We start from the raw sequence: 26,123 nt of genomic DNA, 5'->3' as shown, positions 1-26,123 counted from the left end.
TAGATCACAGTTCAAATTCTGTTGATGAAAGGATTCAATATGTCAAAAACCAAAAAAATACTTTACCTTATTTTATGTATTTTAATCTTGACAATTTTGATTCCTATTTTGCTAGATTATCATAAAGTCAGTGGCTTAGGACTTCATTTAGTTGATTGGAAACAAATTTCCTTTCTGGAATTTTATCTTTCAAGATATATTTTCTGGGGTACTCTAGTTCTTTCAGCTGTAGTGTTGTTCCTAATGCTTGTTATACTCTTTTATCCTAAACAATATTTAGAGATTCAATTACCTGATGTTGATGGTGAACTAAAATTAAAAAATTCAGCTATTGAAGGATTTGTGCGTTGTGTGGTTGCTAATCACAATTTTATAAAGGATCCTACTATTAAGGTAAACAGTCGTAAGAATAAATGTTTAGTTCACGTAGAAGGACAAATGCTTCCATCAGACAACATTATTAAACGAACTCAAATAATTAAAGATGAGATTGCTGATGGATTGACACAGTTTTTTGGAATGAATCATCGTGTAAAACTGTATATTTCTGTAAAAGAATACAAGCCAAAACCACCACGTAAAAAAACTGTTAGTCGTGTAAAGTAAGGAAGTAAAAAATGGAATGGTTTAAAAAATACCAATATCCATTTCTTTCCGGATTAGCGGGTGCTATCTTAGCTTGCTTCATCCTATCCTATGGTTTTTTTAAGACTTTATTTGTCTTGATTTGCGCCACTCTAGGAGTTGGAATTGGATATTATATTCAACAAAAACAATTATTTAAATAGTAAAGGAGATTCATATGTCAAAAGTAGAAAAAAAAGTAGAAGAAGTAAAAGGCGAATTGACCTACGAAGATAAAGTCATTCAAAAAATTATTGGTCTTTCTTTAGAAAATATTCCAGGCTTGTTGGCTATTGATGGAGGCTTTTTCTCAAACCTAACTGAAAAACTTATCAATACTGATAACGTTGCAAGCGGAGTCAATGTTGAAGTTGGTAAAGAGCAAGTTGCTGTTGATTTGAACGTAATTGTCGAATATCAAAAGAATGTTCCTGAACTATACAAGAAAATCAAAGAGGTTGTTGTTTCAGAAATTTCTAAGATGACTGATTTGGAAGTGGTTGAAGTTAATGTAGATGTTGTTGATATCAAGACTAAAGAGCAACATGAAGCAGACTCAGTAAGCCTACAAGATCGAGTAACTGGAGTTGTTGAATCAACAAGTGAATTTACTTCCGATAAATTTGAAAGCGCAAAACAGGGATTGAGTGATGGCTTCTCAGCTGCAAAGGAAAAAGTTAGTGAAGGTGTTGAAGCTGTCTCTGAAGCGACTGCTAAAGCAGAACCAAGAGTTCACTAAATTCTTTTATGCCTAAAAAAATTTAAATGAATTGTTTAAAAACGTTCATTTTCAATAATCTGATTTTCCAATGGAGGGTAACACTATGTCAGTAGAAGAAAAACTTAATCAAGCTAAAGGCGCTATTAAAGAAGGTGTCGGAAAAATAACTGATGATAAAAAAACTGAAAAAGAAGGAGCTGCTGAAAAAGTAGTTTCAAAAGTTAAAGAAGTTGCCGAAGATGCCAAAGAGGCTGTTGAAGGGGCTATCGAAGGCGTTAAAAATATGGTTAAAAAGGACGATAAATAGTTCTAAAATCGATTGATTTTTCACTTAAAACATGGAAATTGCTCTACAAGAAATTTAAGGTTGTTTTACTCCTAACTACTCACTTTTAAAACAACACCAAAAACTATGACAAATCCTTAACATTACGATATTACTCAGGTGAAAAATCAACTTTCTTTAGATTAATTTAAATTCCTTTTTAAATCCATATATTCTTTCTAATAGTAAAAGCACTCTAATTTCTATAGTTTTATCCAAGCTATAGACGCTAGAGTGTTTTTTATAACATTTTGAAGAATTATTTAATGATTGGGGGAGATTTGTATTTATCTAGTGTCTATAAAAATCAGCAAAGTATAAGTGCTAACGTCATCCCGAATAGGGAATGGCAAACGTTTGCATTACTTGTGAATGTTTTCACCACCAAAACATCGCATTTTCAGTGAATTACTTGATTTTCATAAGTATTAGTTTTATAATCAAAGTATAGAAAACGCTTTCAAAAATATCTCCGAGTTTTTGTCCTACTTGAAGTGGTTCGGCTAACAGCCGACTTCCATTCTAGAAAGGAGTATTGTTTTGAGTCAATGTGATATTCTCATTATAGGGGCAGGTCCTGGTGGTTATGTTGCTGCTGAAGAAGCTGCCCGTTTAGGTAAAAAGGTAACTGTCATTGAGAAAAACTTCATAGGTGGCACCTGTTTGAACGTTGGATGTATCCCATCCAAAGCCTATCTTGAACATGCCCATTGGCTATTAGCTGCTAAAGAAGCCTCTCAGTATGGAGTGACAGTTTTAAATGATAATCTTGATTTTCAAAAACTTGTTGCTCGCAAAGATCAAGTCGTAGCAACACTACAGTCTGGTATTCAATCAAGTTTTAAACAATTAGGTATCACCTATATTGAAGGTGAGGCAGTTTATATTTCTGATAAAACCTTCCAAGTTAATGGTGAAAGAGTCTCAGGTAAGTCTGTTATTTTGGCGACGGGGAGTCATCCATTTATTCCTCCTATTCCTGGTATTAACGATGTTGACTACTTGACAACAGATAACTTTTTCAACTTAAAGGAACTTCCTCAACGTTTGGTTATCATTGGTGGAGGTATTATTTCCGTTGAGTTAGCTTTTGCCATGGCTCCACTTGGTGTGGATGTGACAATGATAGAGGTTGCACCAACAATTTTAGCAACTGAAGATGACGAAGCACGTTCCATTATTAGAGAAAAGATGGAACAACTTGGAATTACTATTCTGGAGGGAGTTAGCATAGATAGGGTTAAAGAAAATGCTGTAATTTTAGCAGATGGCAAGTCCTACTCTTATGATAACTTACTTGTAGCAACAGGGCGTAAGCCAAATATTGAGTTAGCCCAAATGATGGGCTTGGAGCTGACCGAAAAAGGCTTTATTAAGGTAGATAGTTATTACGAGTCATCTCAATCAGGTGTTTATGCGATTGGGGATTTGATTCCTGGATATATGTTAGCTCATGTTGCTAGTAGCGAGGGAATCAAAGCTGTTCGAGCCATTTGTCGTCAGGCTGAGGAACCGGTTGATAATTCAAGTGTTCCACGGTCTCTCTTTACAACGCCAGAGATTGCTTCCTTTGGCTTGTCAGAAGAGGAGGCGGTACAACAAGGATATGATATATCAGTTGGTCAACTTCCTTATGTTTATAATGGTCGAGCCATTGCGTCTAATTCAGCAAAAGGTTTTGTTAAAATTGTCTCCGAAAAACGCTATCAACTACTATTAGGTGCCGTTATCGTTGGTCCACATGCAACTGATATTCTACAATCCTTGATTGTCTTGAATGATGCTGAAGGAACACTTGATCAGCTTGATAAGACAATTTTTGCACATCCAACAATTTCTGAATTGGTTCAGGAAGTTGTAAGACTGATTTTAAGGTCCTAAGGTCGATGGATAGGTTTAGCACAGCCATTCTCATTTTTTCAAATCTATATATCTGTCAATAATATTTGTTTTTTATAAAGCTCTCTATAGAAGGAGGAAACAATATGACACATTATCAAGAATTGCCACAAGCCCTAATGAAAGAAAAACATCAGGGACAAACCTTAACCAAGGAAGAAGTTAAGGTTCAAACTGCCCATGATCTTGGTGTGGAAAATGTTTCAAAAGAAGAGGCTAAATCCATGTATAAGACTATGTGGGATATTCGAAATTTTGAAGAAAATGCACGACATTTCTTTTCAATCGGTCAAATTCCAGGATTTGTTCACCTTTACTCAGGTGAGGAAGCTATTGCGACTGGGGTATGTGCTAACTTGACTGATAAAGACTACATTACTAGCACACATCGAGGACATGGACACTGTGTGGCTAAAGGTGGAGACCTTAAAAAAATGATGGCTGAAATCTTTGGTAAGTCTACTGGGCTTGGTAAAGGTAAGGGTGGCTCTATGCATATCGCTGACTTGGATAAAGGAATCCTTGGTGCTAATGGTATGGTAGGCGGAGGCTTTGGTCTTGCGACTGGGGCTGCTATGCGCAACAAATATCTAAAGACTGATGATGTTGCTGTATGTTTCTTTGGTGATGGTGCTGCCAATGAAGGTAATTTTCATGAGTGCTTAAACATGGCCTCTATTTGGAATCTACCTGTGGTATTTGTAAATGAAAACAACCTTTTTGCAGAATCAACACCACAATGGTATTCATCAGGTTCTCCAACAATTGCTGAACGTGCACAAGCTTACAATATGCCTGGCGTTCGCGTTAATGGTAAGGACTTATTTGCTGTTTATCAAGTGGCTAAAGAGGCCATTGAACGTGCGCGTCGTGGAGATGGTCCAACGTTAATTGAAGCTATTACTTATCGTAACCATGGCCATTTCGAAGGAGATGAGCAAAAATACAAAGCACCAGATGGAATCGAAAAAGAATGGGCAGATGTGGATGCCTTGGAAGTATTTCGTGACCTGGTAACTGAAAAGGGTATCCTTAGCCAAGATGAATTGGATGAGATTGTTGCCCAATCACAAAAAGATGTTGAAGATGCAATCCACTTTGCTCAAGAGAGCCCAATTCCAAAAGAAGAAGCTCTCTACGAAGACGTATTTGCAGACTGATTGAGGAGGATTCATAATGACTAGAGAAACATTATTTATGAAAGCCATCAATGAAGGGCTCGATCAAGCCATGGAAAGAGACGAGCGAGTTGTTCTTCTAGGAGAGGATATCGCAGGTGGTGTTAATGTTGAACACTTAGAAAATAATAACGAGGATGCCTGGGGCGGTGTCATGGGGATTACACGAGGACTGATGCCGAAATATGGCAGGGAACGAGTTATTGATACTCCGATTTCTGAGCACGGCTATTTATCAGCTTCGGTGGGGATGGCGCTTACAGGACTAAGACCTGTACCAGAGTTGATGTTTAATGATTTTATTGGATTCTGTTTTGATGCCCTATTAGGACAGGCATCTAAGATGCGTTACATGTTTGGAGGAAAAGCTAAAGTTCCGATGGTTGTGCGTACTATGCACGGTGCAGGTGCTTCAGCTGCGGCTCAACACTCAGGATCATATTACGGACTCTTTGGATCTATTCCAGGTATTAAGGTAGTCGTTCCTGCTACACCATATGATGCTAAAGGTTTACTCCTAGCATCAATAGAGGACGATAATGTAGTTATCTTTTCTGAGGACAAGACTTTATATGGACTAAAAGGGGAAGTGCCAGAAGAATACTATACTGTACCAATTGGTAAGGCTGCCGTTCGTAGAGAAGGTAAGGATTTAACAATTGTGACAATTGGTAAGATGTTGTATGTAGCCTATGAGGTCGCCGACCGCTTGGCAAAAGACAACATTTCTGTAGAAGTGATTGATCTTCGTACAGTTGCTCCATGGGATGAAGAAACAGTGTTAAATTCCGTGAAGAAAACTGGTCGTTTAATTATTGTGGATGAGGCCAATCCACATAACAATACTGCAACTGATATTGCATCTGTAGTTTCAGATAAAGCTTTTGATTATCTTGATGGACCAGTGAAATGTGTTTGTGCTCCAAATACTCCTGTTCCATTTGCGACAAACTTAGAACAAGCCTATATCCCTGATGCGGATAAGGTTTTGAAAGTAGCTGATGAATTGATTCAGGACTTGAAAGGATAGGAGGGCGCTTATGGCAACAGAAATTTTAATGCCCAAGCTCGGCCTAACCATGACTGAAGGACTCATTCAAAAGTGGTTGGTCCAAGTTGGTGATACAGTAACAAGTGGTCAGCCTTTATTGGAAATTAGTTCTGAAAAATTGACTAGTGAAGTCGAATCCCCTGCTTCTGGGGTTGTTCTAGACATTGTGCATGGTGAAGGTGTTACAGTTAAATGTAAGGAAGTCGTTGGATGGGTTGGTCAGGAAGGAGAGGATGTAGGAACCGAAGAGGCTCCTGCACAAGAGGAAGCTCCAACTGAAGTCGCTAAAGATTCAACACCGCCTAGTCCTAAATCTACTACAGCACCTATAGCTCGTACTAGTGGGGAACGCATTTTCATTACACCGGTGGCTCGTAAGATGGCTGCTGAGAAAGGCTATGATATCTCCCTTATTAAAGGGACAGGTGGAAATGGTCGTATTACAAGACGTGATGTAGAAGCTTACCAACCAAGTCTTGTTGTTGATAAGGTCGTTGAACCTCTACCACAAGATATGACCTCAGGTCAATACGGTGAGGGACTCCAAGGCATGCGTAAGATTATTGCCGAACGTATGATGAACAGTCTTCATTCTTCTGCTCAAGTGACACTTCATCGTAAGGCTGATTTAACTGAGCTTTTGAAATTCCGTAAAGAACTTAAGGCCAAGGTCCATACTCCACTTGAAAATGGTGAACTAGGTATCACAACTCTATTAACTAAAGCAGTAACCAAAGCTTTGAGAGATTTTCCAGCTTTGAATGCTTGGTATGGCGGCGGAATTCATCAGATTCAAGAAAGCATTCATATTGGTATGGCAACAGCTTTGGATGATGGTTTGGTTGTCCCTGTGATTCGAGACGCAGACCGTATGACTTTAGCAGATCTTGGTCAAAGCATTAAGACTCTGGCTAATCAAGCTCGAAAAGGTACACTTCCATCTGACCTATATAGTGGTTCTACTTTCTCAATTACGAACCTAGGGGGGCCAGGTGTAGAATACTTCACACCAATCCTTAACTCCCCAGAGGTGGCAATTCTTGGAGTAGGAGCAACTCAACAAGCTTTGGCATTTAATGAGGAGGGAGAGGTTGTTCAAAAAGACTATCTTCCATTGAGTCTGAGCTTCGACCATCAAATCATCGATGGCCTTCCAGCAGCTGAATTTTTAGCACAAGTTATATCTTATCTGGAAGACCCTTATCTCCTTATTTTCTAGTGGATTTAAATTTTGCAAGGTTAAGATTATCAACTAATAGACATATTATAGGTTAAAATATAAAGTTTTTTGCTAACCTTGTCTAGCTCAATAGCTAGCGTAAAGCTTACACAGAGAGAAGACTAACTTAGTCTTCTCTTTTCGTGTTGCTAAGGGGAGAGCTTTTCTTAAGTCAAGTGGGAATTTGTCTATCAATTTCCTAATTTCTTTTAATAACAATGTACAAAACCCATTTGTGATTTTGCCTTTCTTCAATCTTTGAAAAGCCAATACTTGTTAATAACTGACTCAATTCAGAACTTGTTCCATAATCTGTCATATGATACTGTATTTTTTCTTTTTCGGAAGCAATAATCAGAGTAGAATGATTGGACATGACTCGATAGATTTCCTGAAAGCTTTGTTTTAAATCTATCCAGAAAAAATGGGTCTGAATGGCAAAGACAAGATCAAAATAATGATTTTGGTAGGGAAGGTTTTCGACATTGCCAACCATCAGCTGGACACTATCATTTTCTATTGACTTTAAAAGCATCCGTCTAGCAGTTTGATAAGACTCCTTGGAAATATCAATGCCATGAATGTCAAGATTTTTATCTAAAGCAAGTAGGTTTTTGATAGTGCTACCACCGCCATAACCGACTTCTAAAATACGACTATTGTTAGGGATAGTGGTTTGTTTTATTGCCCAAAGGCTGAGTTCCTTAAAATAGGACGACCAGATGTTGGTAATCACTCGGCCAACAAGACCACTCGGATTTATAGATTGCTTTATAAGATATTGAATGAGCATGTTCCCTCCCATTTTTGAAAATAAAGTTTGAAATATAGATGGTTTAAATTCAAACTTTATTATAGAGAAAGCTAGTAAGAATAGCAAGAAAAATGAAATATATACTCATATATTTCAAACTTATGCTACAATTGGTAATAACAGAGGTATTCACATGAATCAATATCAAAAGACGACTGAGAAAAAGAAGCAAGCGATTATTCAAGCAGCTTTGCGTTTGTTTAAAGACAAAGGTTTTAAGGAAACGAGTATAAAATCTATTGCAGAGGCAGCAGAAGTATCTCCTGTTTCTATCTACAATTATTTCGGGAGCAAAGATAACTTGGTAACTCTCTGTGTTAATGACTTGTTTGAAGAAATAACCCAGCAAGCCGAGGATATTTTAAAAAGTAATCTAGCTTTTAATACAAAATTAGACCAGGCTTTAGACCTATGTCAGGAGAAAATGAGTCAGCAAATCTCGGACTATTTTCAAGATAAAATGGTGGAAGATTCTGTTTTCTCAACTCTCCTAACGAAAGCAATCACTGCAAAAAAACGTGACATCTATCGTGCTTATATTCATCTCGGAAAAGCAGAGGGCCTTATTGCTGAAGACCTATCGACAGAGCTTATCTTAAATGTCATGGATGCTCTTAATGGTATGGGAAATCAATTAGCCCATAGTGACAATTTAGAGACAGAGGTTGAGCAAATTCATCAGATCTTTTTGTACGGTATTTTAGGAAAAAAGAAATCATGATTTTCCTAATTCTATTATTGTTCACAGCTAGCAACATCCCATCCCAATCAGTTGTATATTCTCATGCATGGGTGTAAAATTTACTATATAAAGATAAAGAGGAGCAAGTTATGGAATTAAAAGATTTTACAGAACAAGAACAAAAGCAAATCGAAAAAGGTTTGAGCACAGCTGAGATTTCTGATAAGGAAGCGGCTAAGAAGTTACTCGCTCTCGTACCACAAGAATGGATTAAACGCATTCCTTTCTTTGTCAGAGGGCATGCGACGACTAAGACAGTCGAGCGTGTAGCCAAGCAATATCCTGAACTTTATGCAGTGGCTAAGCGCCAAGGGGACCTTCCTGAAAAAGAGAGAGAAGAGTTACGTAAGATTATGACAGACATCTTTGAAGAAAAGATGAACAAACACAAGATTAAATAAGATTTTTAAAGACAATGTGTTTATTTCTACAATTACGAATCAACCTTCCATAAAAAAGAGATATTGTCAATTTTACCATCCCGTTACGGAGAAAAAATGAGCAAATTTATTTCAAAACAATCAGTTGCTATCTGGTATGTACTGTCTGCCCTCTTTGCTACATATATAGTAGGGCAAGTTATCCTATGGTGTTTCCCAGACAGGAGTAGTCTGGGTGCCTCACTACTGTTTATCCTAATGAACTGTGTTCCCCTGATTATGGCGGCTGTCTTTTCTCTTGTGTTGAGTGAAGTCAAATCCTTGGGTGAATTTTTCAAAAAGGTCTTTCTTCAAAAAGAAAGTCCCCTGTCCTGGATTCTAGCTCTCTTCATTCCAGTCATCTACTATGGAACCTCATTCTTTCTCAGGAATGTTAGCTTTACTGGGAACACCCTCTTGGCCTTCTTACTATATTTTCCCTGGACCTTTTTATATGGGGGGCTGGAAGAAGTAGGTTGGCGTTGGTTTTTACAAGAACATCTTTACTTTAGTAAGCACTTTATAACTAAAATGATGGTTCTTTCCATTGTCTGGTTCCTCTGGCATATCCCTATCTATCAACTCCCTTGGATTACAGCAGGTTCCTCCAACTATCTCATTTTTTACCTGATGATTTTAGGAAATACTTTTCTATTTGGAGCTCTCAAAGAGTATTCGAAAGGAGCTGCTCCTTGTATCCTTGCCCATATGCTGATCGATAGTCTGGCTGTCCTTTTGCTAGTTCAGAGTTCTATTACTCAGATTATCCTTCTGGTTATTTGCGAAATCCTACTAGCCTCTTGGCTGGTGGTGGTACGAAAATCATAGAAATAGAGTTGAACCTCCCACTGAATTTCGGTGGGAGCTTTTCTTTCCTATCTGTTGATATAATGACACAGTTTCATTTTTAGGAGGTGACTCGTTTGGCCAAGGATACATTTCATCATCAAAAGGCTGAAAAAGAATGCCAAGAGTTACGTAAGATTATGACAGACATCTTTGAAGAAAAAATGAATAAACACAAGATTAAGTAATGTTGTATCAAAAGAGGTATAAGTCTACAAACTTATACCTCTTTCATATCTTTACTTCTTACTTGATTTGGATAGGGTGATGGCAACCATTGTCGCACACAGGAAAAAGGCTGCTAGTAAACCTTTTGTAGTCGTAGTCATAAAGGGTTTATCAAAGACATAATAGTTATAGACAGAAAATCCCAGTCCAATAAGAGTTACAATAATCGACACAACAAATAGCGTCACCCATAATCTTCTTTGAGTCATCGTCAACCTCCTGTTTGTATTCGTTTTCTTTCTGCCTATAGTATAACATAAAAAACCTTAGCTAAATTCCAGAGAGTGGATTGGCTAAGGTTTTTCATTTTATTTCGTCAAGATAACCGTATCATTTGGATCGTGGTCATCATCTTCAATAGTCAGCTGATTGCCGTCAAGTTTATAGTGTTTGGTATCGTCACCAATTGTTAGACTTTGATTGTCAGGGTTAACTGTTACAGACTTGCTTTCCTTCTCGCCATCTGCTTCGTCCTCTTCCCAAGTTCCAGTATTTCCAGAGATGGTTAGGGTAATGCGATCATTTTCATCAGTTCCTTTATAGGTGCCATCTAGCCCTTCAGTCTGTTTAGAAACTTCAGAACTTTGTGAAGATGAAACCTTACTTGAACTTTGTTGGGTGCTAGCAGAGCTTTCAGGTGTTTGAGCTTTCTGGTTTGAGCAGGCTGCTAAAAGACCAAGAACTGCCATAGAGGCAAGAGAAAGTGTGAGTTTTTTGGACAATGTCATAGGCTTTGTCTCCTTTCTTTGATACCTTAAGTATAGCAAACGCTTACAAACAAACCAAGCAAAAACCCTTTTCTGAAAATAGTTGGAAATCACTCTTCAAATTCTCAAAGGCCTAATCTATTATCCCCATTTAAACTATGCTATACTGATAAAAAGCAATCAAGGAAGGTTCCTAATGACAACTACCAATCCACGTCGCCAGTGCGAGCGACTTTGGGCAGCCAATAAGTACCTGGTGCTCAGCCATTCAAACAAGATTTACTTAGAAATCCGTAACTATCTCAAGAATGATGAGGTTAGTTTGGATCAGGTTCAGGCCTACATTGATCAAGCACTTGACCTTCCTGAAAATCCTGGTCAGGTCGTCAATGCCTTCCAACATATCTGGGGGTATTTTAAGAAAAAAGCAACCACTAGCGAGAAGGAAATGTTTATGGCCCAACTGGATAGCTATGCAGCAGGCCAAATTCCTCAGCATGGTTTAGTGGAATCTGTCAAAGAGCTCCTCAGCAAGTATCCTAATCGCTATCTGGAGGAGTCAACCTTAATTAATGGGGGTTCAAAATGAGACTGTGGCATCAAGAGTTGATTGCAAAACTACCTCGTCAGCAATTATTAGGGCAGCACCGAGAATGTTGTGCCCTTCGTGGTAAGGGATGGCAACGAAAACATGCGACGGTTAACTATGTTTTTGACTATTCCCCTTACCGCTTGTTTAAATACCATGAGCTTATTATGCAAGAAATGACGGAACGTGGCTATCGTGTTAGCCCAGAGTGGTTGGACAAGGAGTATCGAGGCAAGCAGATGCCAGCCTACGATAAGCTTGAAGTGGAGAAGCTACCAGTCATCATTTACCCAGAGCATGATACTGCCTATTTACAGGAATGTCTGGACAATCTCAAGCAAAAAGGAATCATCATCTAAAGGAGGAAAACGATGCATTTGTTTAAGTGGCTTGCACCTAAAAAGAAAGCAGCAGAAGGCCTTGTCATGCGTATTTCGACAGCTGATCAGGTAGACTATGCGACGATTACAAACCCAAGTGACAGTGATATCTGGGATGCCTTGGTGCAACTTCCAGTATCCTACGATAGTCTCTATCTCACTTATAGCGAAAAAGGGTCAATGAGTTTTATCTTTGTTGAATCCGAGGATGACAAGTATCGCTTGGAACACGACACACCTGAGCTAGGATTAGAATTGACAAATGTCGCACGTGTATCCCAACAAGTTGCCAGAGACATCCTTATTCGCTTTTCTAAAGAGCACACAGTGATTTTGGACGACTATTGGAAACAAGAGAAAGTAAGGTAATCCTATGGCCTACCTCACCCCAGAAACCAGACGAAAACGACGAAAAGCCTTTTGTTTAATTATTGAAAACATTTGTCTGGTTCATTTTGCAATCATTGTCCCGCGAGACCGGATTTTTACTCCTGAAAAATGGGCTCGTACCCCAGATCACATGCGTCATAAACTCATGTGGAGTTTTCACCGGCAGTATCAGCTTGAGGGCATGACGAGAAAAGAAGTGGAGAAGCTCTTGGGCAAGGGTGACGATCTTCAAGGAAGTGTTGAGTACAAGCTGAAGGACGATTGGATTGGTGGCTGGCGTGTTTACCATATTGACTATAAGCAAAACCGTGTGATTCGTGCCAAAGAAACCTGGCAAGACTGGTGAAAATGGGCTTTTTCTTCCCCTAAAAGTAGTATAATCAAGGTGTAAAGGTAATCGTTTTCAAAAGAACGAAGCTGTCTTTTGACTAGAAGAGGAGGAAAAACTCATGACCCTATTTATGTCTAAACTGATGAGCGGTATTATGGAACTGCTCATAGTCTCTGTCATTCTTTTTATCACTTGGTTAATTTGGAGCAGGAAAAAGGTCGGTTTCTTTGACTGGATTGGGTTGAAGAAATTTGAGAGTCAGAAGAAGAGGCAATTACTACTGACCATTTTGGGTATTAGTCTAGTTTTTCTTCTTTTTTCAATTATCGTCTTCGCTTGGTTCGACTCTAGCCAAACGGCCACAGCAGATTTTTCTGGAAAGGGAATTGGAGCTCTTCCTGCTATTCTAGCCTATGCTATCTTAGGGACTGCCTTGCCAGAAGAAATCTTCTTTAGAGGTTTTCTATTAAAAAGGATGCAAGGAAAACTAGGATTTCTAGGAGCAAATCTGGTTCAGTCTCTCTTATTTGGTCTCATCCATGCACTTATGTTTATCCAACTAACTGGTTACCTTAAGGCTTTTGCCATTTTGGTCTTTATCAGTCTCATAGCTTACGTTTTTGGTGCTATCAATGAGATAAAAGCAAGTGGGTCCATTCTTCCTAGTGTCTTTATCCACGCCTTGGCCAATACGGTTGTAGGGTTGCTCTTTGCCTTCTCCCTCATTTAGATAAAATTATATAGAAGAAAGTTAACATGGATGAATTAAAAGATATCAAACTTAAAAACTATCAAACTTAAAAACTATCAGTACCTAAATGAGGTTGCTATCAAGGGGGAAACGCTTTTCACGGGCTCCTCTCTCATGGAGCTTTTTCCCATTTGTGAAATCGCTAGGAGTAGAGGTATCGACGATATCATCTACAATCGGGGCATCAGTGGTTTGAATACGGATGAATTTCTCCAGCATATCCATCCCCTACTTTTGGATCTGCAACCGAGTAAGGTTTTCATCAATATCGGTACCAATGACATGACCGAGGAGCCTTATGGAGATCAGTAGTTCCAACATATGACGGCAAATATCAGCCAAATTCTGGAGCAAACACTTGCTATTTTGCCCCATACCAAGATTTAACTGATGGCTTTTTACCCAGCCAATCTACATCTGCCTTGGCAGACACCGGCATCTATCCAGTGGATGAAACTGCGGACTCCTGAAAATCTTGACCGTTGCAACCAGGCTCTTGAGGAAATTGCCAAAACCTATGGCTGCCACTTCATTAATTGTAATGCTGATTTGGTTGATGATAGAAAAGAGCAGAAGGCAGAGCATACCTATGACGGCGTCCACCTTTATGCCAATGCTTACTTAAAAGTCTTTGAAGTTCTGGAGCCATATCTCCTGCATTAAGAAAATATGAGAGAATTTCCAGTTCTTACTCGCTTTTTTCCCTTGATTACAGTACAATAGACGTCAAAAGTGAAAAATTGAAATGAGGTATCCCTATGTGGAAATGGTTTAAACGACTCATTGTCCTCGTCATTGTGCTCTTTTTTGCAGTGGCGGCTCTACTTATTCCGGACAAGATCGACAGTCAGGACCAATTAAAAAATGTATCAACACAAACATCCCTTGCTGATTTAGCCCAGGCTGGTATTGGTGGGGCGTCCCTTTCATCAGGCGGAGTTTCAACTGAGATTAATCTTGACAGTAATCAGTTTCGTCAAATCCTAAAAGCAAGCATGGCTGATTCTAATGACGAGACCTTGCAAAACAGTAGCGTAGAGTTGAATGATTCCTATCTAACAGCTAAGGTTCCCGTATCTCTTGGACCTATCGAATCAACATTCAGCCTTGATTTTACGGTCAGCACTAACAAGGAAGTCATCCTACTAGATTTGGCAGGTGCCCACCTGGGTCGCCTTCCAGTTCCAAAATCACTGGTTCTGCCTTACCTCAAGAAGAGCATTGCCCAGTCAAGCAGTGGTGTTCAAATGGTTAATGACCAAATTCAGCTCAAGCTTCCAGAAATCGGCTATGAAATTGAGCAAGCCTCTGTGACCAATAGCAAGATGAAGGTTAAACTTAACATTCCGATTTCCTTGCCAACAAGTTGGTAATCCATAATGAATCTTTCAAAACAAGTCCATAGTCTGGACTTGTTTTTTGATACCTTCACTTCTAAACTAAGAAAGTTAAAAAAATCTTGAAATAATAGCTTTAAATCCCTCAATCCCCTAGAAAATGAGCTTTTCCTATGCTATCATAAGATTGTAAATTTGATAAGCGTCTGACACTCATTGAAAAAGAGTTATTTCACTGAGTTAAAGAGTTTTAGGATAGTAGTTAGGAGGAAAAAATGGACGCTTTAAAATATATCACACCCAAATTTTTCACCACCATCAGTTATTATTCTAAGGGCCAGTTTCTCAAGGACTTAATCGCAGGACTCATCGTGGCTATCATTGCTCTCCCCTTGTCGATTGCCCTTGCCATTGCCTCTGGTGTCAATCCCGAACAAGGTCTTTACACAGCAGTCGTTGCAGGCTTTTTTATTTCCTTTTTAGGAGGTAGTCGGGTTCAGATTGGTGGACCGACTGCAGCATTCGTTGTTATCATCTATGGCATCATTGCCCAGTATGGTATGGCTGGTTTGACCCTTGCCACGCTCATGGCGGGACTCATGCTTATTATCATGGGGCTCCTACATTTTGGTGACCTGATCAAGTTCATTCCCAAAACCATCACACTTGGTTTTACCTTGGGGATAGCTGTTGGGATTGTGGCTGGACAGGTTAAAGATTTTCTGGGCCTTGAGATGAAGTCCGTGCCAGCTGAGTTCTTAGAAAAACTTCTAGCTTATGAGAAGCATCTTTCAAGTATTAGCTGGCCGACACTTGCAATTGGTATCTTGGCCCTAGTCATTCAAATCTTTTGGCCACGCCTTTCTCAGAAAATTCCGGGGTCTTTGGTTGCAATTATTGTGACCACAGCCATCGTAGCTTTTGGTCATCTGCCAGTCAAAACCATCGGTGATCTTTACACCATCAAAGCAGGACTTCCAAGTTTCACAGTTCCTGACTTATCATTTTCTTTGATTCGTCAAATGATGTCGCCAGCCTTCACCATTGCCATACTAGCAGCCATCGAATCCCTACTTTCTTGCGTTGTTTCAGACGGGATGATTGGTGGTAATCATCGCTCTAATGCTGAATTGATTGGCCAAGGTGTTGGGAATATCATGTCAGCCCTCTTTGGCGGGATTCCTGCAACGGGTGCCATCGCCCGTACCGCAGCCAATGTCAAAAATGGAGGACGAACACCAGTAGCGGGGATGGTTCATGCCCTTACCTTGCTTCTGATTTTACTCTTTCTCATGCCTTATGCCTCATTGATTCCTATGACCTGTTTGGCCTCAATCCTAATGATTGTCGGTTATAACATGAGCGGTTGGCGTACTGTCGTTCGTATGATTCAACGTGCCCCTAAGAGTGATGTAGCAGTCCTTATCGTAACCTTTATCTTAACCGTTTTCTTTGACCTAGTGGTTGCCATCGAATTTGGTATGGTCCTAGCAGCCTTCCTCTTCCTCAAACGCATGTCAGACGTGGCTCAAATCCGTCAGTGGGTGGACAAGGAAAATCTGGACGATCCTATATTGTCTGAGGACAGCGACTTGAAACAAGTCCCTAAAAATGCAGTCGTATATGAAATCTTTGGTGCCCTCTTCTTTGGTGCAGCCAATAACTTCTTGAATGTTATCAATGACGATGGTAAGAATGTCCTTATCCTACGCATGCGCAACGTTCCAGCTATGGATATCTCTGGTCTGGATGCCCTTGAGGAAACGCTTGCTATCTGCCAAAAACGTGGCATGACCTTGCTTCTTTCTCACGTTAACGCCCAACCCTACCGAGTTCTCGAAAAATCAGGCTTCATCCAGACTATCGGTCCAGATAATATCTGCGAGTCGACGGACCAAGCCCTTGAAAAAGCAATAGCCCTAGCAAAAGAAGTCTAGACAAATCCATTTTGCACAAGAAGAAAAAGCCAGTTCAACTGAACTTGGCTTTTTAAAATAATAACAGTGCTAACAAAATAATGTTGTGAATTTTCAGATATTATTGTAAAATATTAGAAAAAAGCATAAGGAGATTCTTAAATGAGCGACTTAGTTTTAGGACTTGATATCGGTATAGGTTCTGTTGGTGTAGGTATCCTTAATAAAGTGACGGGAGAAATTATCCATAAGAATTCACGCATTTTCCCAGCAGCCCAAGCGGAAAATAATGTAGAACGTAGAACAAATCGTCAAGGGAGACGATTGACACGACGTAAAAAACATCGTAGAGTTCGTTTAAATCATCTATTTGAGGAAAGTGGATTAATCACCGATTTTACGAAGGTTTCAATCAATCTTAACCCATATCAATTACGAGTTAAGGGCTTGATCGATGAATTGTCTAATGAAGAATTGTTTATCGCTCTTAAAAATATGGTGAAACACCGTGGGATTAGTTATCTCGATGATGCCAGTGATGACGGAAATTCATCAGTAGGAGACTATGCACAAATTGTTAAAGAAAATAGTAAACAATTAGAAACTAAGACACCGGGACAGATTCAGTTGGAACGCTACCAAAAATATGGTCAATTACGTGGTGATTTTACTGTTGAGGAAGATGGAAAAAAACATCGCTTAATTAATGTCTTTCCAACATCAGCTTATCGTGCAGAAGCGTTAAGAATACTACAAACCCAACAAGAATTTAATCCACAGATTACAGATGAATTTATTAATCGTTATCTCGAAATTTTAACTGGAAAACGTAAATATTATCACGGACCAGGTAATGAAAAGTCACGGACTGATTATGGAAGGTATACTACTAAGAAAGATTCTGAAGATGAGTACATAACTTTAGACAATATTTTTGGTATCCTAATCGGGAAATGTACATTTTATCCAGAAGAGTATAGAGCAGCAAAAGCATCTTGCACGGCTCAAGAATTCAATTTGCTAAATGATTTGAACAATCTAACAGTTCCAACAGAAACCAAGAAGTTGAGCGAAGAACAGAAGAATCAAATCATTAATTATGTCAAAAATGAAAAGGCAATGGGTCCAGCGAAACTCTTTAAATATATCGCTAAGCTACTTTCTTGCGATGTTGCAGATATCAAGGGATACCGTATCGACAAATCAGATAAGGCTGAGATCCATACTTTCGAAGCCTATCGAAAAATGAAGACACTTGAAACCCTTGATGTTAAGAAAATGGCAAGAGAGGAACTTGATAAATTAGCCTATGTCTTAACATTAAATACGGAGAAGGAAGGTATCCAAGAAGCGATAGAGCATGAGTTTGCTGATGGGACCTTTAGTCAGGAGCAAGTTGACGAATTGGTTCAATTCCGCAAAGCAAATAGTTCCATTTTTGGAAAAGGCTGGCATAATTTTTCTGTCAAACTTATGATGGAATTAATCCCAGAATTGTATGCGACGCCTGAAGAGCAAATGACTATCCTGAAACGACTTGGAAAACAAAAAACGACTTCGTCATCGAATAAAACAAAATATATAGATGAGAGACTACTAACTGAAGAAATCTATAATCCTGTTGTTGCTAAGTCTGTTCGCCAAGCTATTAAAATCGTAAATGCAGCAATCAAAGAGTATGGTGATTTTGACAATATTGTCATCGAAATGGCCCGAGAAACGAATGAAGATGATGAAAAGAAAGCTATTCAAAAGATTCAAAAAGCCAACAAAGATGAAAAAGATGCAGCAATGCTTAAGGCTGCCAACCAATATAATGGAAAGGCTGAATTACCACATAGTGTTTTCCACGGTCATAAGCAATTAGCGACTAAAATCCGCCTTTGGCATCAGCAAGGAGAACGTTGCCTTTATACTGGTAAGACAATTTCAATCCATGATTTGATAAATAATCCTAATCAGTTTGAAATAGATCATATTTTACCTCTTTCGATCACCTTCGATGATAGCCTTGCCAATAAGGTTTTGGTTTATGCAACTGCTAACCAAGAAAAAGGACAACGAACACCTTATCAGGCTTTAGATAGCATGGATGATGCATGGTCTTTCCGTGAATTAAAAGCTTTTGTACGTGAGTCAAAAGCACTTTCAAACAAGAAAAAAGAATACCTTCTTACAGAAGAGGATATTTCAAAATTTGATGTTCGCAAGAAATTTATCGAACGAAATCTTGTAGATACAAGATACGCTTCAAGAGTTGTCCTCAATGCCCTTCAAGAACACTTTAGATTTCACAAGACTGATACAAAAGTTTCCGTGGTTCGTGGTCAATTCACATCTCAATTGAGACGCCATTGGGGAATTGAGAAGACTCGTGATACTTATCATCACCATGCTGTCGATGCATTGATTATTGCTGCTTCAAGTCAGTTGAATTTGTGGAAGAAACAAAAAAATACCCTTGTAAGTTATTCAGAAGATCAACTACTTGATATTGAAACAGGTGAACTTATTAGTGACGATGAATACAAGGAATCTGTATTCAAAGCTCCTTATCAACATTTTGTTGATACATTGAAGAGTAAAGAATTTGAAGACAGTATCTTATTCTCATATCAAGTGGATTCTAAGTTTAATCGTAAAATATCAGATGCTACCATTTATGCGACAAGACATGCTAAAGTAGGAAAAGATAAGAAGGATGAAACTTATGTCTTAGGGAAAATCAAAGATATCTATAGCCAGACTGGCTATGATGCCTTTATAAAGATTTATCAGAAGGATAAGTCAAAATTCCTCATGTATCGTCACGACCCACAAACCTTTGAGAAAGTTATCGAACCAATTTTAGAGAACTATCCCAATAAGGAAATGAATGAAAAAGGGAAAGAAGTACCATGTAATCCTTTCCTAAAATTTAAAGAAGAACACGGCGACTATATTCGTAAATATAGTAAAAAAGGCAATGGTCCTGAAATCAAGAGTCTTAAATACTATGATAGTAAGTTAGGTAATCATATTGATATCACTCCAAAGAATAGTAACAATAAGGTTGTCTTGCAGTCAGTTTCTCCATGGAGAGCGGATGTCTATTTCAATAAGACTACTGGAAAATACGAAATACTTGGATTGAAATATGCTGACCTACAATTTGAAAAAGGGACAGGAACATATAAGATTTCTCAGGAAAAATACAATGCCATTAAGAAGAAAGAGGGTGTAGATTCTGATTCAGAATTCAAGTTCACACTTTATAAAAATGATTTGTTGCTAATTAAAGATACGGGAACAAAAGAACAGCAGTTATTCCGTTTTCTTTCTCGATCAATGCCAAATAAAAAGCATTATGTAGAGTTAAAGCCTTATTCAAAAGATAAATTTGAGAAGAATGAGTCACTTATTGAAATTTTAGGTCCTGCAGATAAGTCAGGACGATGTATAAAAGGACTAGCAAAATCAAATATTTCTATTTATAAAGTAAGAACGGATGTTCTAGGAAATCAGCATATCATCAAAAATGAGGGTGATAAGCCTAAGCTAGATTTTTAATATTAATTGTTAAAAAGTGTTGCAATTATAGTTGCTATATACTATAATAATCGTGTAAGGGACGCCTTACACAGTTACTTAAATCTTGCAGAAGCTACAAAGATAAGGCTTCATGCCGAAATCAACACCCTGTCATTTTATGGCAGGGTGTTTTCGTTATTTAAAAAGGAGAAGAAATGACTTGGAGAGTTGTACATGTCAGTCAAAGTGAGAAGATGCGCTTAAAGCTTGATAACTTGTTAGTGCAAAAGATGGGACAAGAGTTTACGGTGCCACTTAGTGATATTTCGATAATAGTTGCTGAAGGTGGGGATACAGTTGTTACTCTTCGATTATTAAGTGCCCTAAGTAAATATAATATTGCCTTAGTTGTTTGTGATAACGAACATTTACCAACAGGGATTTACCACTCTCAAAATGGGCACTTTAGAGCTTATAAGCGCTTGAAAGAACAGATGGACTGGTCTCAGAAGCAAAAGGATAAGGCATGGCAGATTGTGACTTACTATAAAATCAATAACCAAGAGGACGTCCTAGCTATGTTTGAAAAAAGTCTGGATAACATTAGACTACTTTCAGACTATAAAGAGCAGATAGAACCAGGTGATAGAACCAATAGAGAGGGACATGCTGCCAAGGTCTATTTTAATGAGCTCTTTGGTAAACAATTTGTCAGAATAACCCAACAAGAAGCCGATGTCATCAATGCTGGTTTAAACTATGGCTACGCTATCATGAGGGCACAGATGGCTAGAATAGTGGCGGGTTATGGTTTAAATGGCCTATTAGGTATATTCCATAAAAATGAATACAATCAGTTTAATTTGGTTGATGACTTGATGGAGCCATTTAGACAGATTGTAGATGTTTGGGTTTATGATAATCTACGAGATCAAGAATTTCTTAAATATGAGTATAGGTTGGGATTGACAGATTTACTCAATGCTAAAATCAAATATGGCAAAGAGACTTGCTCAGTGACAGTTGCTATGGATAAATATGTCAAAGGCTTTATCAAATATATTTCGGAAAAAGATATTAGTAAATTTCACTGTCCGGTGGTATCAAGTTTAGAGTGGAGAAAATAAGATGAGGTATGAAGCATTGAGATTATTATGTTTTTTTGATTTGCCAATGGAATCCAAGGATGAAAAAAGAATTTATCGTAATTTTCGTAAAGAATTAATTTCAAATGGATTTGAAATGTTACAATTTTCGGTCTACTATCGCACTTGTCCTAATAGAAGCTTTGCAAATAAATTTTATAAGAAGCTAAAGATGAGTAATCTGCCTGCTGGAAATGTGAGACTTTTGGCGGTTACTGAAAAGCAATTTTCAGAGATGACATTAATCATAGGTGGTAAAACTAAGCAAGAAGAAATCGTCAGTGATAATAAGTTGGTGGTCATATGAAATTTTTTGTTCAACATCCTTACAAAGAACGTCTTGAATTAAATATTGGTGCAATCACACAAATTGTTGGTCAGAATAAAGAACTCAAATATTATATTTGGCAGATTTTGAGCTGGTATTTTGGCGGAAAAAAATACTCGAGTGAGGACTTAAGTATTTTTGATTATGAGGAACCTACTATACTTGATGAGTCTGGAGAAATAGTGAAGCGAAGTAGCTATCACTATATCGACATTTCAAGTTTTAAGGATTTACTTGAGCAGATGGAATACAAGAAAGGAACACTTGCTCACGGTTACCTTAGTAAAATTGTCAATCAAGTTGATATTGTAGCCCATTTGGAGAAAATAAATGAACAAGTAGAGCTTATAGAAGGAGTGATGAATGGGGATATAAACTTAAACTGTGGTCAGGTGGAATACCATTTAGAGAATCGTCCTATAACACTAGACCAACTCCTCACAAAAAATTTTAGTCCATTTTTTGTCATTGAGAATAAGAATCTATCTTTTGAATGGGTTTCAAATACAGATAAACTTTCCCTCTTTTTAGAAATGTTAGACGGTCTACTTTCACAAACAACAGAGAAATATCTCATTGTGCTAAAAAATATTGATAGCTTTATTTCAGAGGAATTTTATGATAGTTTTTATAAGGAGATTGGTCAGCTAGTCAAAAAGTATCCAAACCTAACCTTTATTTTGTTTCCAAGTGATCAAGGCTATTTAAAGATTGATGAAGAAAATAGCAAGTTCGTCAATATTTTATCTGACCAGGCTGAGCATTTGTACGATGTTGAGTTTATGTATGAAAGGGTAAAGAAACATTATCCAAGTAATAATTTTCCAACGAGAGAGGATTTTAGGATGTCATTAGAGACCGTAACGCCTTATTTATTGACAAAAATGCTGAGACAACCTAGTCTCTCACTTATTGATTCAGTAATTTTGAATATACTAAATCATTTGTTTCACTTTAATTACCGTATAAGATATTCAAAAACTCCTGATGAGGAGCTATTGCATAGATATTTAGAAAGTAAGAATTGACAAGTACAGTGATTGATTCTATAATCACTATGTGGGTATAAAAACGTCAAAATTTCATTTGAGGTTTTTGTACTCTCAAGATTTAAGTAACTGTACAACACTACCACTTTGCCCGTTTTGGTGGCGATGGTTTTTGTACTCTCAAGATTTAAGTAACTGTACAACCCAGCAGAAGAGACAAAAGGGAAAGGAGCGGTTTTTGTACTCTCAAGATTTAAGTAACTGTACAACCTGCTCAACCTACTACACCAGCTCCAAGTGTTTTTGTACTCTCAAGATTTAAGTAACTGTACAACTGTTAAACAAATTTCTGTTACTGGAAGTGGGTTTTTGTACTCTCAAGATTTAAGTAACTGTACAACAGGAGACGGAACGTGAATTAGCAGGATGGTGTTTTTGTACTCTCAAGATTTAAGTAACTGTACAACTCTTGTTTCGTGATGCTGTACGATTCAACCGTTTTTGTACTCTCAAGATTTAAGTAACTGTACAACCATCACTTGAATTTGCGACTTTATTGAATGGTTTTTGTACTCTCAAGATTTAAGTAACTGTACAACAGTTGAGTTGTCTTACGAAATGGCTATTGAGTTTTTGTACTCTCAAGATTTAAGTAACTGTACAACGAATATCTCGCATAAGAGCGATATAGTGAGTTTTTGTACTCTCAAGATTTAAGTAACTGTACAACACGTTCGTTTAATTCTCCCACTTCACGCCTGTTTTTGTACTCTCAAGATTTAAGTAACTGTACAACAAGGTTGCATCCCGTCTTGGTATGGTGCGGTTTTTGTACTCTCAAGATTTAAGTAACTGTACAACTACCTTTATTTCATTTGTCTATTCTGTTCAGTTTTTGTACTCTCAAGATTTAAGTAACTGTACAACCACGGGCTATATTTCCCATTACCGTTAGAGAGTTTTTGTACTCTCAAGATTTAAGTAACTGTACAACCATCACTTGAATTTGCGACTTTATTGAATGGTTTTTGTACTCTCAAGATTTAAGTAACTGTACAACTTTTACCAACTCCTGTAGGCCCGACAAACAGTTTTTGTACTCTCAAGATTTAAGTAACTGTACAACCCTCAGCGTTGCCAGAGACCTCAGCGTCGCGTTTTTGTACTCTCAAGATTTAAGTAACTGTACAACGCGTCATCGGTTACTTTCGTTTCCTCCATAGTTTTTGTACTCTCAAGATTTAAGTAACTGTACAACAAGTTGATGAAGTGACCTCACAAGGCATCTGTTTTTGTACTCTCAAGATTTAAGTAACTGTACAACGTGGTATGTTGATGCGTTTGGTCAATACATGTTTTTGTACTCTCAAGATTTAAGTAACTGTACAACTTTTAATATCATTTGTGGGTAGTTGGGATTCTTTTTGTACTCTCAAGATTTAAGTAACTGTACAACTAATCACTGCTGTGGTTGCTGGAGTCAACCGTTTTTGTACTCTCAAGATTTAAGTAACTGTACAGTTTGATTCAACTTAAAAAGCCAGTTCAACTGAACTTGGCTTTTTAAAATACGCGATAAACATAGGGATTGTCAGGTTGACCGACCTCTTTGACCTCAGTCAAATTGAGGATAGGGAGGCTCTGTTTAAGATTTTGATAATAATCCACAGTGATGGTACCAGTGACTTTTACCCAGGTATTATCCTTGAAGGTTTGGTCACTTCCTCTCGTCGCCAGTCCGTAAACACCTGAATCGGCGATACAGTGGATAATACCGAAACGGAAGATGAACTGATAACCCTTGGTCTGTGGGTCATTGTAAACAAAGCCGGTATAGGTGACCTTCTTGCCCACAAAATCGTTAGGATAGAGGTAGATGAGCTCCATAACTTCCATGTAATTTTCCGTGGTAATCTGGATGGTCTCACGTCCCTTGTACTTGGCTAGCTCCTTGGTCATCTCCTTCTCATAAGCAGAGGAGGTGAAGTAGGAGCTGGTGTCTGGCTTCAAGTACTGGATAGTCGTTCCCTCTTGGTCGGCCTGGTTAGGATCGCTCCCTGCCGCCAGTGGAAAATGATACCCCTTAGCTGATACGGTATTGGCATCCAAGGTTACTGTTGGCACCAAGAGCCCCGTAAGGACTGGAAAGGCCAAGAGAACGATGCTGGCTACCTTGGCTACTCGACCTGACAAATGCGAGTGAACCTTCATCTGCTTCATCCAAACAATGAGTTGAACCACAGCGAGGATAAAGGAAAGCACCATGGAAATGTAGGCCAAGTAGGAGTAGTGGATATTAATGTACTGGTTGAGCTTGCCAGAAACTTGCAAGTACATGACCAGCTCAAAATACCCAGATAAGATGAGAAAACGTAACATTAAATCACCCCCAATACCAGACAGTAAATGATTGTCACCAGACTTGCGGTTCCTACGAAGAGACCAACAAAGCGTGTCTTAAACTGGTGTTTCATCATGATTAGGTTCTTGATATCAACCATAGGACCGATGATGAGAAAGGCCACCGTTGGTGCCACTCCAAAACTAGAGAGTAAGGAAGCCCCGATAAAGGCATCGGCCTCTGAACAAAGCGAGATGATAAAGGCCAAAAGCATCATGATGAGGATGGCTGTCACCGAATTGTGCCCGATTGTCGTGAGAATACGGGTAGGTAGGTAGGTCTGCATACTTGCGGCCACCAGGCTCCCGAAAATCAGGTAACGCCCAGTGTCGAAAAATTCATCTACCGCATGAATCAAGGCTTGAAAAACTTTCTTACCAGCTGACAAATCACTATAGTCGTGCACATGACTGACCTTACGATTGTCCTTAAGAATCTGGTCATCCACCACAAAGCCGAGCAAAATTCCCAAAATCATGGCAATCAAGAAAGCTCCGAGAAAACGTAAAATTACGTAGTACCAAGAGTTCCCAAAGGCCGTATAGGTCGCAAAGAGAACGACTGGATTGATGATAGGAGCTGTTGCCATGAAAGGAATAGCTGTGTAGCTAGGCACTTTTTTCTCTAAAAAGCGCGTGATAATGGGAACAATCCCACACTCACAAGAAGGGAAAATAAAACCAATTAGAGTTCCAAAGAGAATAGCCAGGACCTTGTTTTTCGGCAGGAAGTTTTGTACCTTTTCAGGGGTCACGAAGACTTCGATAAAGCCAGACAGAATACTTCCCAACAAAACAAAGGGCAGGGCTTCGATAATAATAGATAGAAAAACTGCCAGAAGCTGCAAAACGCTATCTGGTAGTTGATGAAAAATAGCCATAAAAATTATTTCTTCTTATCTTCTTGAAGACGTTTGTCCTTCTTAGGATCAGTTCCCGCCTTTTCAAAATCAGGGATAGCCGCAAAAGATGCCATCATGCTTTCAAGTTCATTTGTTTTTTTCTGAATAACCGCCATAAAAAGCCTCCGAGTTTAAATAAGATACTAAGGGCGTCATTTCTAAGAGAAAATTAGGGCATCGGCCGAAGAAGCTCTGCTTCTAGGAAGATGCATCTATTTTCCGAAAGAAATAGCCCGAGTTCAGTTGCAATAAGATACTAAGGGCGTCATTTCTGACAGAAAATTAGGGCATCGGCCGAAGAAGCTTTGCTTCTAGGAAGATGCATCTATTTTCCGAAAGAAATAGCCCCTAACAATAGGTTTACCTTTCTATTATACTACCT

General features: G+C 38.5%; 30 protein-coding genes and 1 CRISPR repeat array. Of the genes, 23 read left to right on the top strand and 7 right to left on the bottom strand.

Annotated elements, in window-relative coordinates; genetic code table 11:
* Window positions 1–39: 39 nt before the first annotated feature.
* From amaP to H7T93_RS01155, 8 genes are all read left to right on the top strand, one after another.
* A complete protein-coding gene (amaP, locus tag H7T93_RS01190) occupies window positions 40–606 on the top strand; it encodes an alkaline shock response membrane anchor protein AmaP (RefSeq protein ID WP_070574846.1) in 567 nt (188 codons plus the stop codon).
* Between the two features lie 11 nt (window positions 607–617).
* Window positions 618–788: a DUF2273 domain-containing protein gene (locus H7T93_RS01185; RefSeq protein ID WP_070574849.1), complete on the top strand. Its 171-nt coding sequence runs from the start codon at window positions 618–620 to the stop codon at window positions 786–788.
* Window positions 789–802: 14 nt separating this feature from the next.
* Entirely contained in the window at window positions 803–1,363 is a 561-nt protein-coding gene (locus H7T93_RS01180) for an Asp23/Gls24 family envelope stress response protein (protein ID WP_049546105.1), read from the top strand.
* Window positions 1,364–1,448: 85 nt separating this feature from the next.
* A complete protein-coding gene (locus H7T93_RS01175; protein ID WP_038675683.1) occupies window positions 1,449–1,652 on the top strand; it encodes a CsbD family protein in 204 nt (67 codons plus the stop codon).
* Between the two features lie 558 nt (window positions 1,653–2,210).
* Window positions 2,211–3,551, top strand: coding sequence for a dihydrolipoyl dehydrogenase (gene lpdA / locus H7T93_RS01170; protein WP_201041588.1), 1,341 nt, complete (start codon window positions 2,211–2,213; stop codon window positions 3,549–3,551).
* 104 nt (window positions 3,552–3,655) lie between these two features.
* Complete coding sequence (locus H7T93_RS01165) at window positions 3,656–4,729, top strand: thiamine pyrophosphate-dependent dehydrogenase E1 component subunit alpha (RefSeq protein ID WP_014634179.1); 1,074 nt, start codon at window positions 3,656–3,658, stop codon at window positions 4,727–4,729.
* Between the two features lie 16 nt (window positions 4,730–4,745).
* A complete protein-coding gene (locus H7T93_RS01160) occupies window positions 4,746–5,777 on the top strand; it encodes an alpha-ketoacid dehydrogenase subunit beta (protein ID WP_004182823.1) in 1,032 nt (343 codons plus the stop codon).
* Between the two features lie 10 nt (window positions 5,778–5,787).
* A complete protein-coding gene (locus H7T93_RS01155) occupies window positions 5,788–7,017 on the top strand; it encodes a dihydrolipoamide acetyltransferase family protein (RefSeq protein WP_201041587.1) in 1,230 nt (409 codons plus the stop codon).
* A 199-nt stretch (window positions 7,018–7,216) separates the two neighbouring features.
* Here H7T93_RS01155 and H7T93_RS01150 read toward each other — a convergent pair whose 3' ends face one another.
* On the bottom strand, window positions 7,217–7,810 hold the full coding sequence (locus tag H7T93_RS01150; protein WP_201041586.1) for a class I SAM-dependent methyltransferase: 594 nt from the start codon (window positions 7,808–7,810) through the stop codon (window positions 7,217–7,219).
* 154 nt (window positions 7,811–7,964) lie between these two features.
* Here H7T93_RS01150 and H7T93_RS01145 point away from each other — a divergent pair, with 154 nt between their 5' ends.
* The 3 genes from H7T93_RS01145 to H7T93_RS01135 all read left to right on the top strand — a co-directional run bounded on the left by H7T93_RS01145 (window position 7,965) and on the right by H7T93_RS01135 (window position 9,820).
* The gene (locus H7T93_RS01145; protein WP_201041585.1) at window positions 7,965–8,552 is read left to right on the top strand and encodes a TetR/AcrR family transcriptional regulator; all 588 of its coding nucleotides are present in this window, start codon (window positions 7,965–7,967) and stop codon (window positions 8,550–8,552) included.
* Window positions 8,553–8,662: 110 nt separating this feature from the next.
* Window positions 8,663–8,974 carry a hypothetical protein gene (locus H7T93_RS01140; RefSeq protein ID WP_037600327.1) on the top strand — a complete coding sequence of 104 codons (312 nt, stop codon included), beginning with the start codon at window positions 8,663–8,665 and terminating at the stop codon, window positions 8,972–8,974.
* 96 nt (window positions 8,975–9,070) lie between these two features.
* On the top strand, window positions 9,071–9,820 hold the full coding sequence (locus H7T93_RS01135; RefSeq protein ID WP_037600331.1) for a CPBP family intramembrane glutamic endopeptidase: 750 nt from the start codon (window positions 9,071–9,073) through the stop codon (window positions 9,818–9,820).
* Between the two features lie 257 nt (window positions 9,821–10,077).
* Here H7T93_RS01135 and H7T93_RS01130 read toward each other — a convergent pair whose 3' ends face one another.
* On the bottom strand, window positions 10,078–10,275 hold the full coding sequence (locus tag H7T93_RS01130) for a hypothetical protein (protein ID WP_048674353.1): 198 nt from the start codon (window positions 10,273–10,275) through the stop codon (window positions 10,078–10,080).
* 99 nt (window positions 10,276–10,374) lie between these two features.
* A complete protein-coding gene (locus tag H7T93_RS01125; RefSeq protein WP_038675691.1) occupies window positions 10,375–10,794 on the bottom strand; it encodes an SP_0198 family lipoprotein in 420 nt (139 codons plus the stop codon).
* 175 nt (window positions 10,795–10,969) lie between these two features.
* Here H7T93_RS01125 and H7T93_RS01120 point away from each other — a divergent pair, with 175 nt between their 5' ends.
* The 5 genes from H7T93_RS01120 to H7T93_RS01100 all read left to right on the top strand — a co-directional run bounded on the left by H7T93_RS01120 (window position 10,970) and on the right by H7T93_RS01100 (window position 13,193).
* A complete protein-coding gene (locus tag H7T93_RS01120; RefSeq protein WP_145516292.1) occupies window positions 10,970–11,362 on the top strand; it encodes a YbgA family protein in 393 nt (130 codons plus the stop codon).
* On the top strand, window positions 11,359–11,721 hold the full coding sequence (locus H7T93_RS01115) for a TIGR02328 family protein (RefSeq protein WP_145516290.1): 363 nt from the start codon (window positions 11,359–11,361) through the stop codon (window positions 11,719–11,721). The genes H7T93_RS01120 and H7T93_RS01115 overlap by 4 nt, the downstream gene beginning before the upstream one ends.
* Before the next feature lie 12 nt (window positions 11,722–11,733).
* Window positions 11,734–12,111 (top strand): hypothetical protein, encoded by a 378-nt coding sequence (locus tag H7T93_RS01110; protein ID WP_145516288.1) that lies wholly within the window; start codon window positions 11,734–11,736, stop codon window positions 12,109–12,111.
* 202 nt (window positions 12,112–12,313) lie between these two features.
* Window positions 12,314–12,478 (top strand): hypothetical protein, encoded by a 165-nt coding sequence (locus H7T93_RS09925; RefSeq protein ID WP_254594409.1) that lies wholly within the window; start codon window positions 12,314–12,316, stop codon window positions 12,476–12,478.
* 103 nt (window positions 12,479–12,581) lie between these two features.
* Window positions 12,582–13,193 (top strand): CPBP family intramembrane glutamic endopeptidase, encoded by a 612-nt coding sequence (locus tag H7T93_RS01100; protein ID WP_145516284.1) that lies wholly within the window; start codon window positions 12,582–12,584, stop codon window positions 13,191–13,193.
* A gap of 84 nt (window positions 13,194–13,277) precedes the next feature.
* Here H7T93_RS01100 and H7T93_RS09895 read toward each other — a convergent pair whose 3' ends face one another.
* Window positions 13,278–13,433 (bottom strand): hypothetical protein, encoded by a 156-nt coding sequence (locus H7T93_RS09895; RefSeq protein WP_207185596.1) that lies wholly within the window; start codon window positions 13,431–13,433, stop codon window positions 13,278–13,280.
* Window positions 13,434–13,604: 171 nt separating this feature from the next.
* On the opposite strand from H7T93_RS09895, the gene H7T93_RS09890 reads away from it, so the two are divergent.
* From H7T93_RS09890 to csn2-St, 7 genes are all read left to right on the top strand, one after another.
* Complete coding sequence (locus tag H7T93_RS09890; RefSeq protein ID WP_260313900.1) at window positions 13,605–13,877, top strand: hypothetical protein; 273 nt, start codon at window positions 13,605–13,607, stop codon at window positions 13,875–13,877.
* A 95-nt stretch (window positions 13,878–13,972) separates the two neighbouring features.
* Window positions 13,973–14,587: a hypothetical protein gene (locus H7T93_RS01090; RefSeq protein WP_048790566.1), complete on the top strand. Its 615-nt coding sequence runs from the start codon at window positions 13,973–13,975 to the stop codon at window positions 14,585–14,587.
* Window positions 14,588–14,826: 239 nt separating this feature from the next.
* The gene (locus H7T93_RS01085; RefSeq protein ID WP_107372847.1) at window positions 14,827–16,488 is read left to right on the top strand and encodes a SulP family inorganic anion transporter; all 1,662 of its coding nucleotides are present in this window, start codon (window positions 14,827–14,829) and stop codon (window positions 16,486–16,488) included.
* A gap of 141 nt (window positions 16,489–16,629) precedes the next feature.
* On the top strand, window positions 16,630–20,016 hold the full coding sequence (gene cas9, locus H7T93_RS01080; protein WP_201036173.1) for a type II CRISPR RNA-guided endonuclease Cas9: 3,387 nt from the start codon (window positions 16,630–16,632) through the stop codon (window positions 20,014–20,016).
* A gap of 176 nt (window positions 20,017–20,192) precedes the next feature.
* A complete protein-coding gene (cas1, locus tag H7T93_RS01075; RefSeq protein WP_155212942.1) occupies window positions 20,193–21,104 on the top strand; it encodes a type II CRISPR-associated endonuclease Cas1 in 912 nt (303 codons plus the stop codon).
* A 1-nt stretch (window position 21,105) separates the two neighbouring features.
* On the top strand, window positions 21,106–21,429 hold the full coding sequence (cas2, locus tag H7T93_RS01070) for a CRISPR-associated endonuclease Cas2 (RefSeq protein ID WP_002946754.1): 324 nt from the start codon (window positions 21,106–21,108) through the stop codon (window positions 21,427–21,429).
* Window positions 21,426–22,478 (top strand): CRISPR-associated protein Csn2-St, encoded by a 1,053-nt coding sequence (csn2-St, locus tag H7T93_RS01065; protein ID WP_155212943.1) that lies wholly within the window; start codon window positions 21,426–21,428, stop codon window positions 22,476–22,478. The genes cas2 and csn2-St overlap by 4 nt, the downstream gene beginning before the upstream one ends.
* Before the next feature lie 63 nt (window positions 22,479–22,541).
* A CRISPR array of direct repeats spans window positions 22,542–23,961; the repeat unit is 36 nt; unit sequence GTTTTTGTACTCTCAAGATTTAAGTAACTGTACAAC.
* 41 nt (window positions 23,962–24,002) lie between these two features.
* Here the strand turns inward: csn2-St and H7T93_RS01060 are convergent.
* The 3 genes from H7T93_RS01060 to H7T93_RS09920 are packed head-to-tail and all read right to left on the bottom strand — an operon-like array spanning window position 24,003 to window position 25,857.
* Window positions 24,003–24,818, bottom strand: coding sequence for a TIGR03943 family putative permease subunit (locus H7T93_RS01060; protein ID WP_014634199.1), 816 nt, complete (start codon window positions 24,816–24,818; stop codon window positions 24,003–24,005).
* Window positions 24,818–25,720, bottom strand: coding sequence for a permease (locus tag H7T93_RS01055; RefSeq protein WP_201041584.1), 903 nt, complete (start codon window positions 25,718–25,720; stop codon window positions 24,818–24,820). Before H7T93_RS01055 ends, H7T93_RS01060 begins: the two co-directional genes overlap by 1 nt.
* A 5-nt stretch (window positions 25,721–25,725) precedes the next feature.
* Window positions 25,726–25,857, bottom strand: coding sequence for an SPJ_0845 family protein (locus H7T93_RS09920; protein ID WP_002885949.1), 132 nt, complete (start codon window positions 25,855–25,857; stop codon window positions 25,726–25,728).
* Window positions 25,858–26,123 lie beyond the last annotated feature (266 nt).

Origin of the sequence: Streptococcus sp. 9.1, assembly GCF_016648815.1 — a bacterium.
Classification (GTDB): domain Bacteria; phylum Bacillota; class Bacilli; order Lactobacillales; family Streptococcaceae; genus Streptococcus; species Streptococcus salivarius_E.
This window is presented reverse-complemented; position numbering and strand designations above follow the sequence as displayed.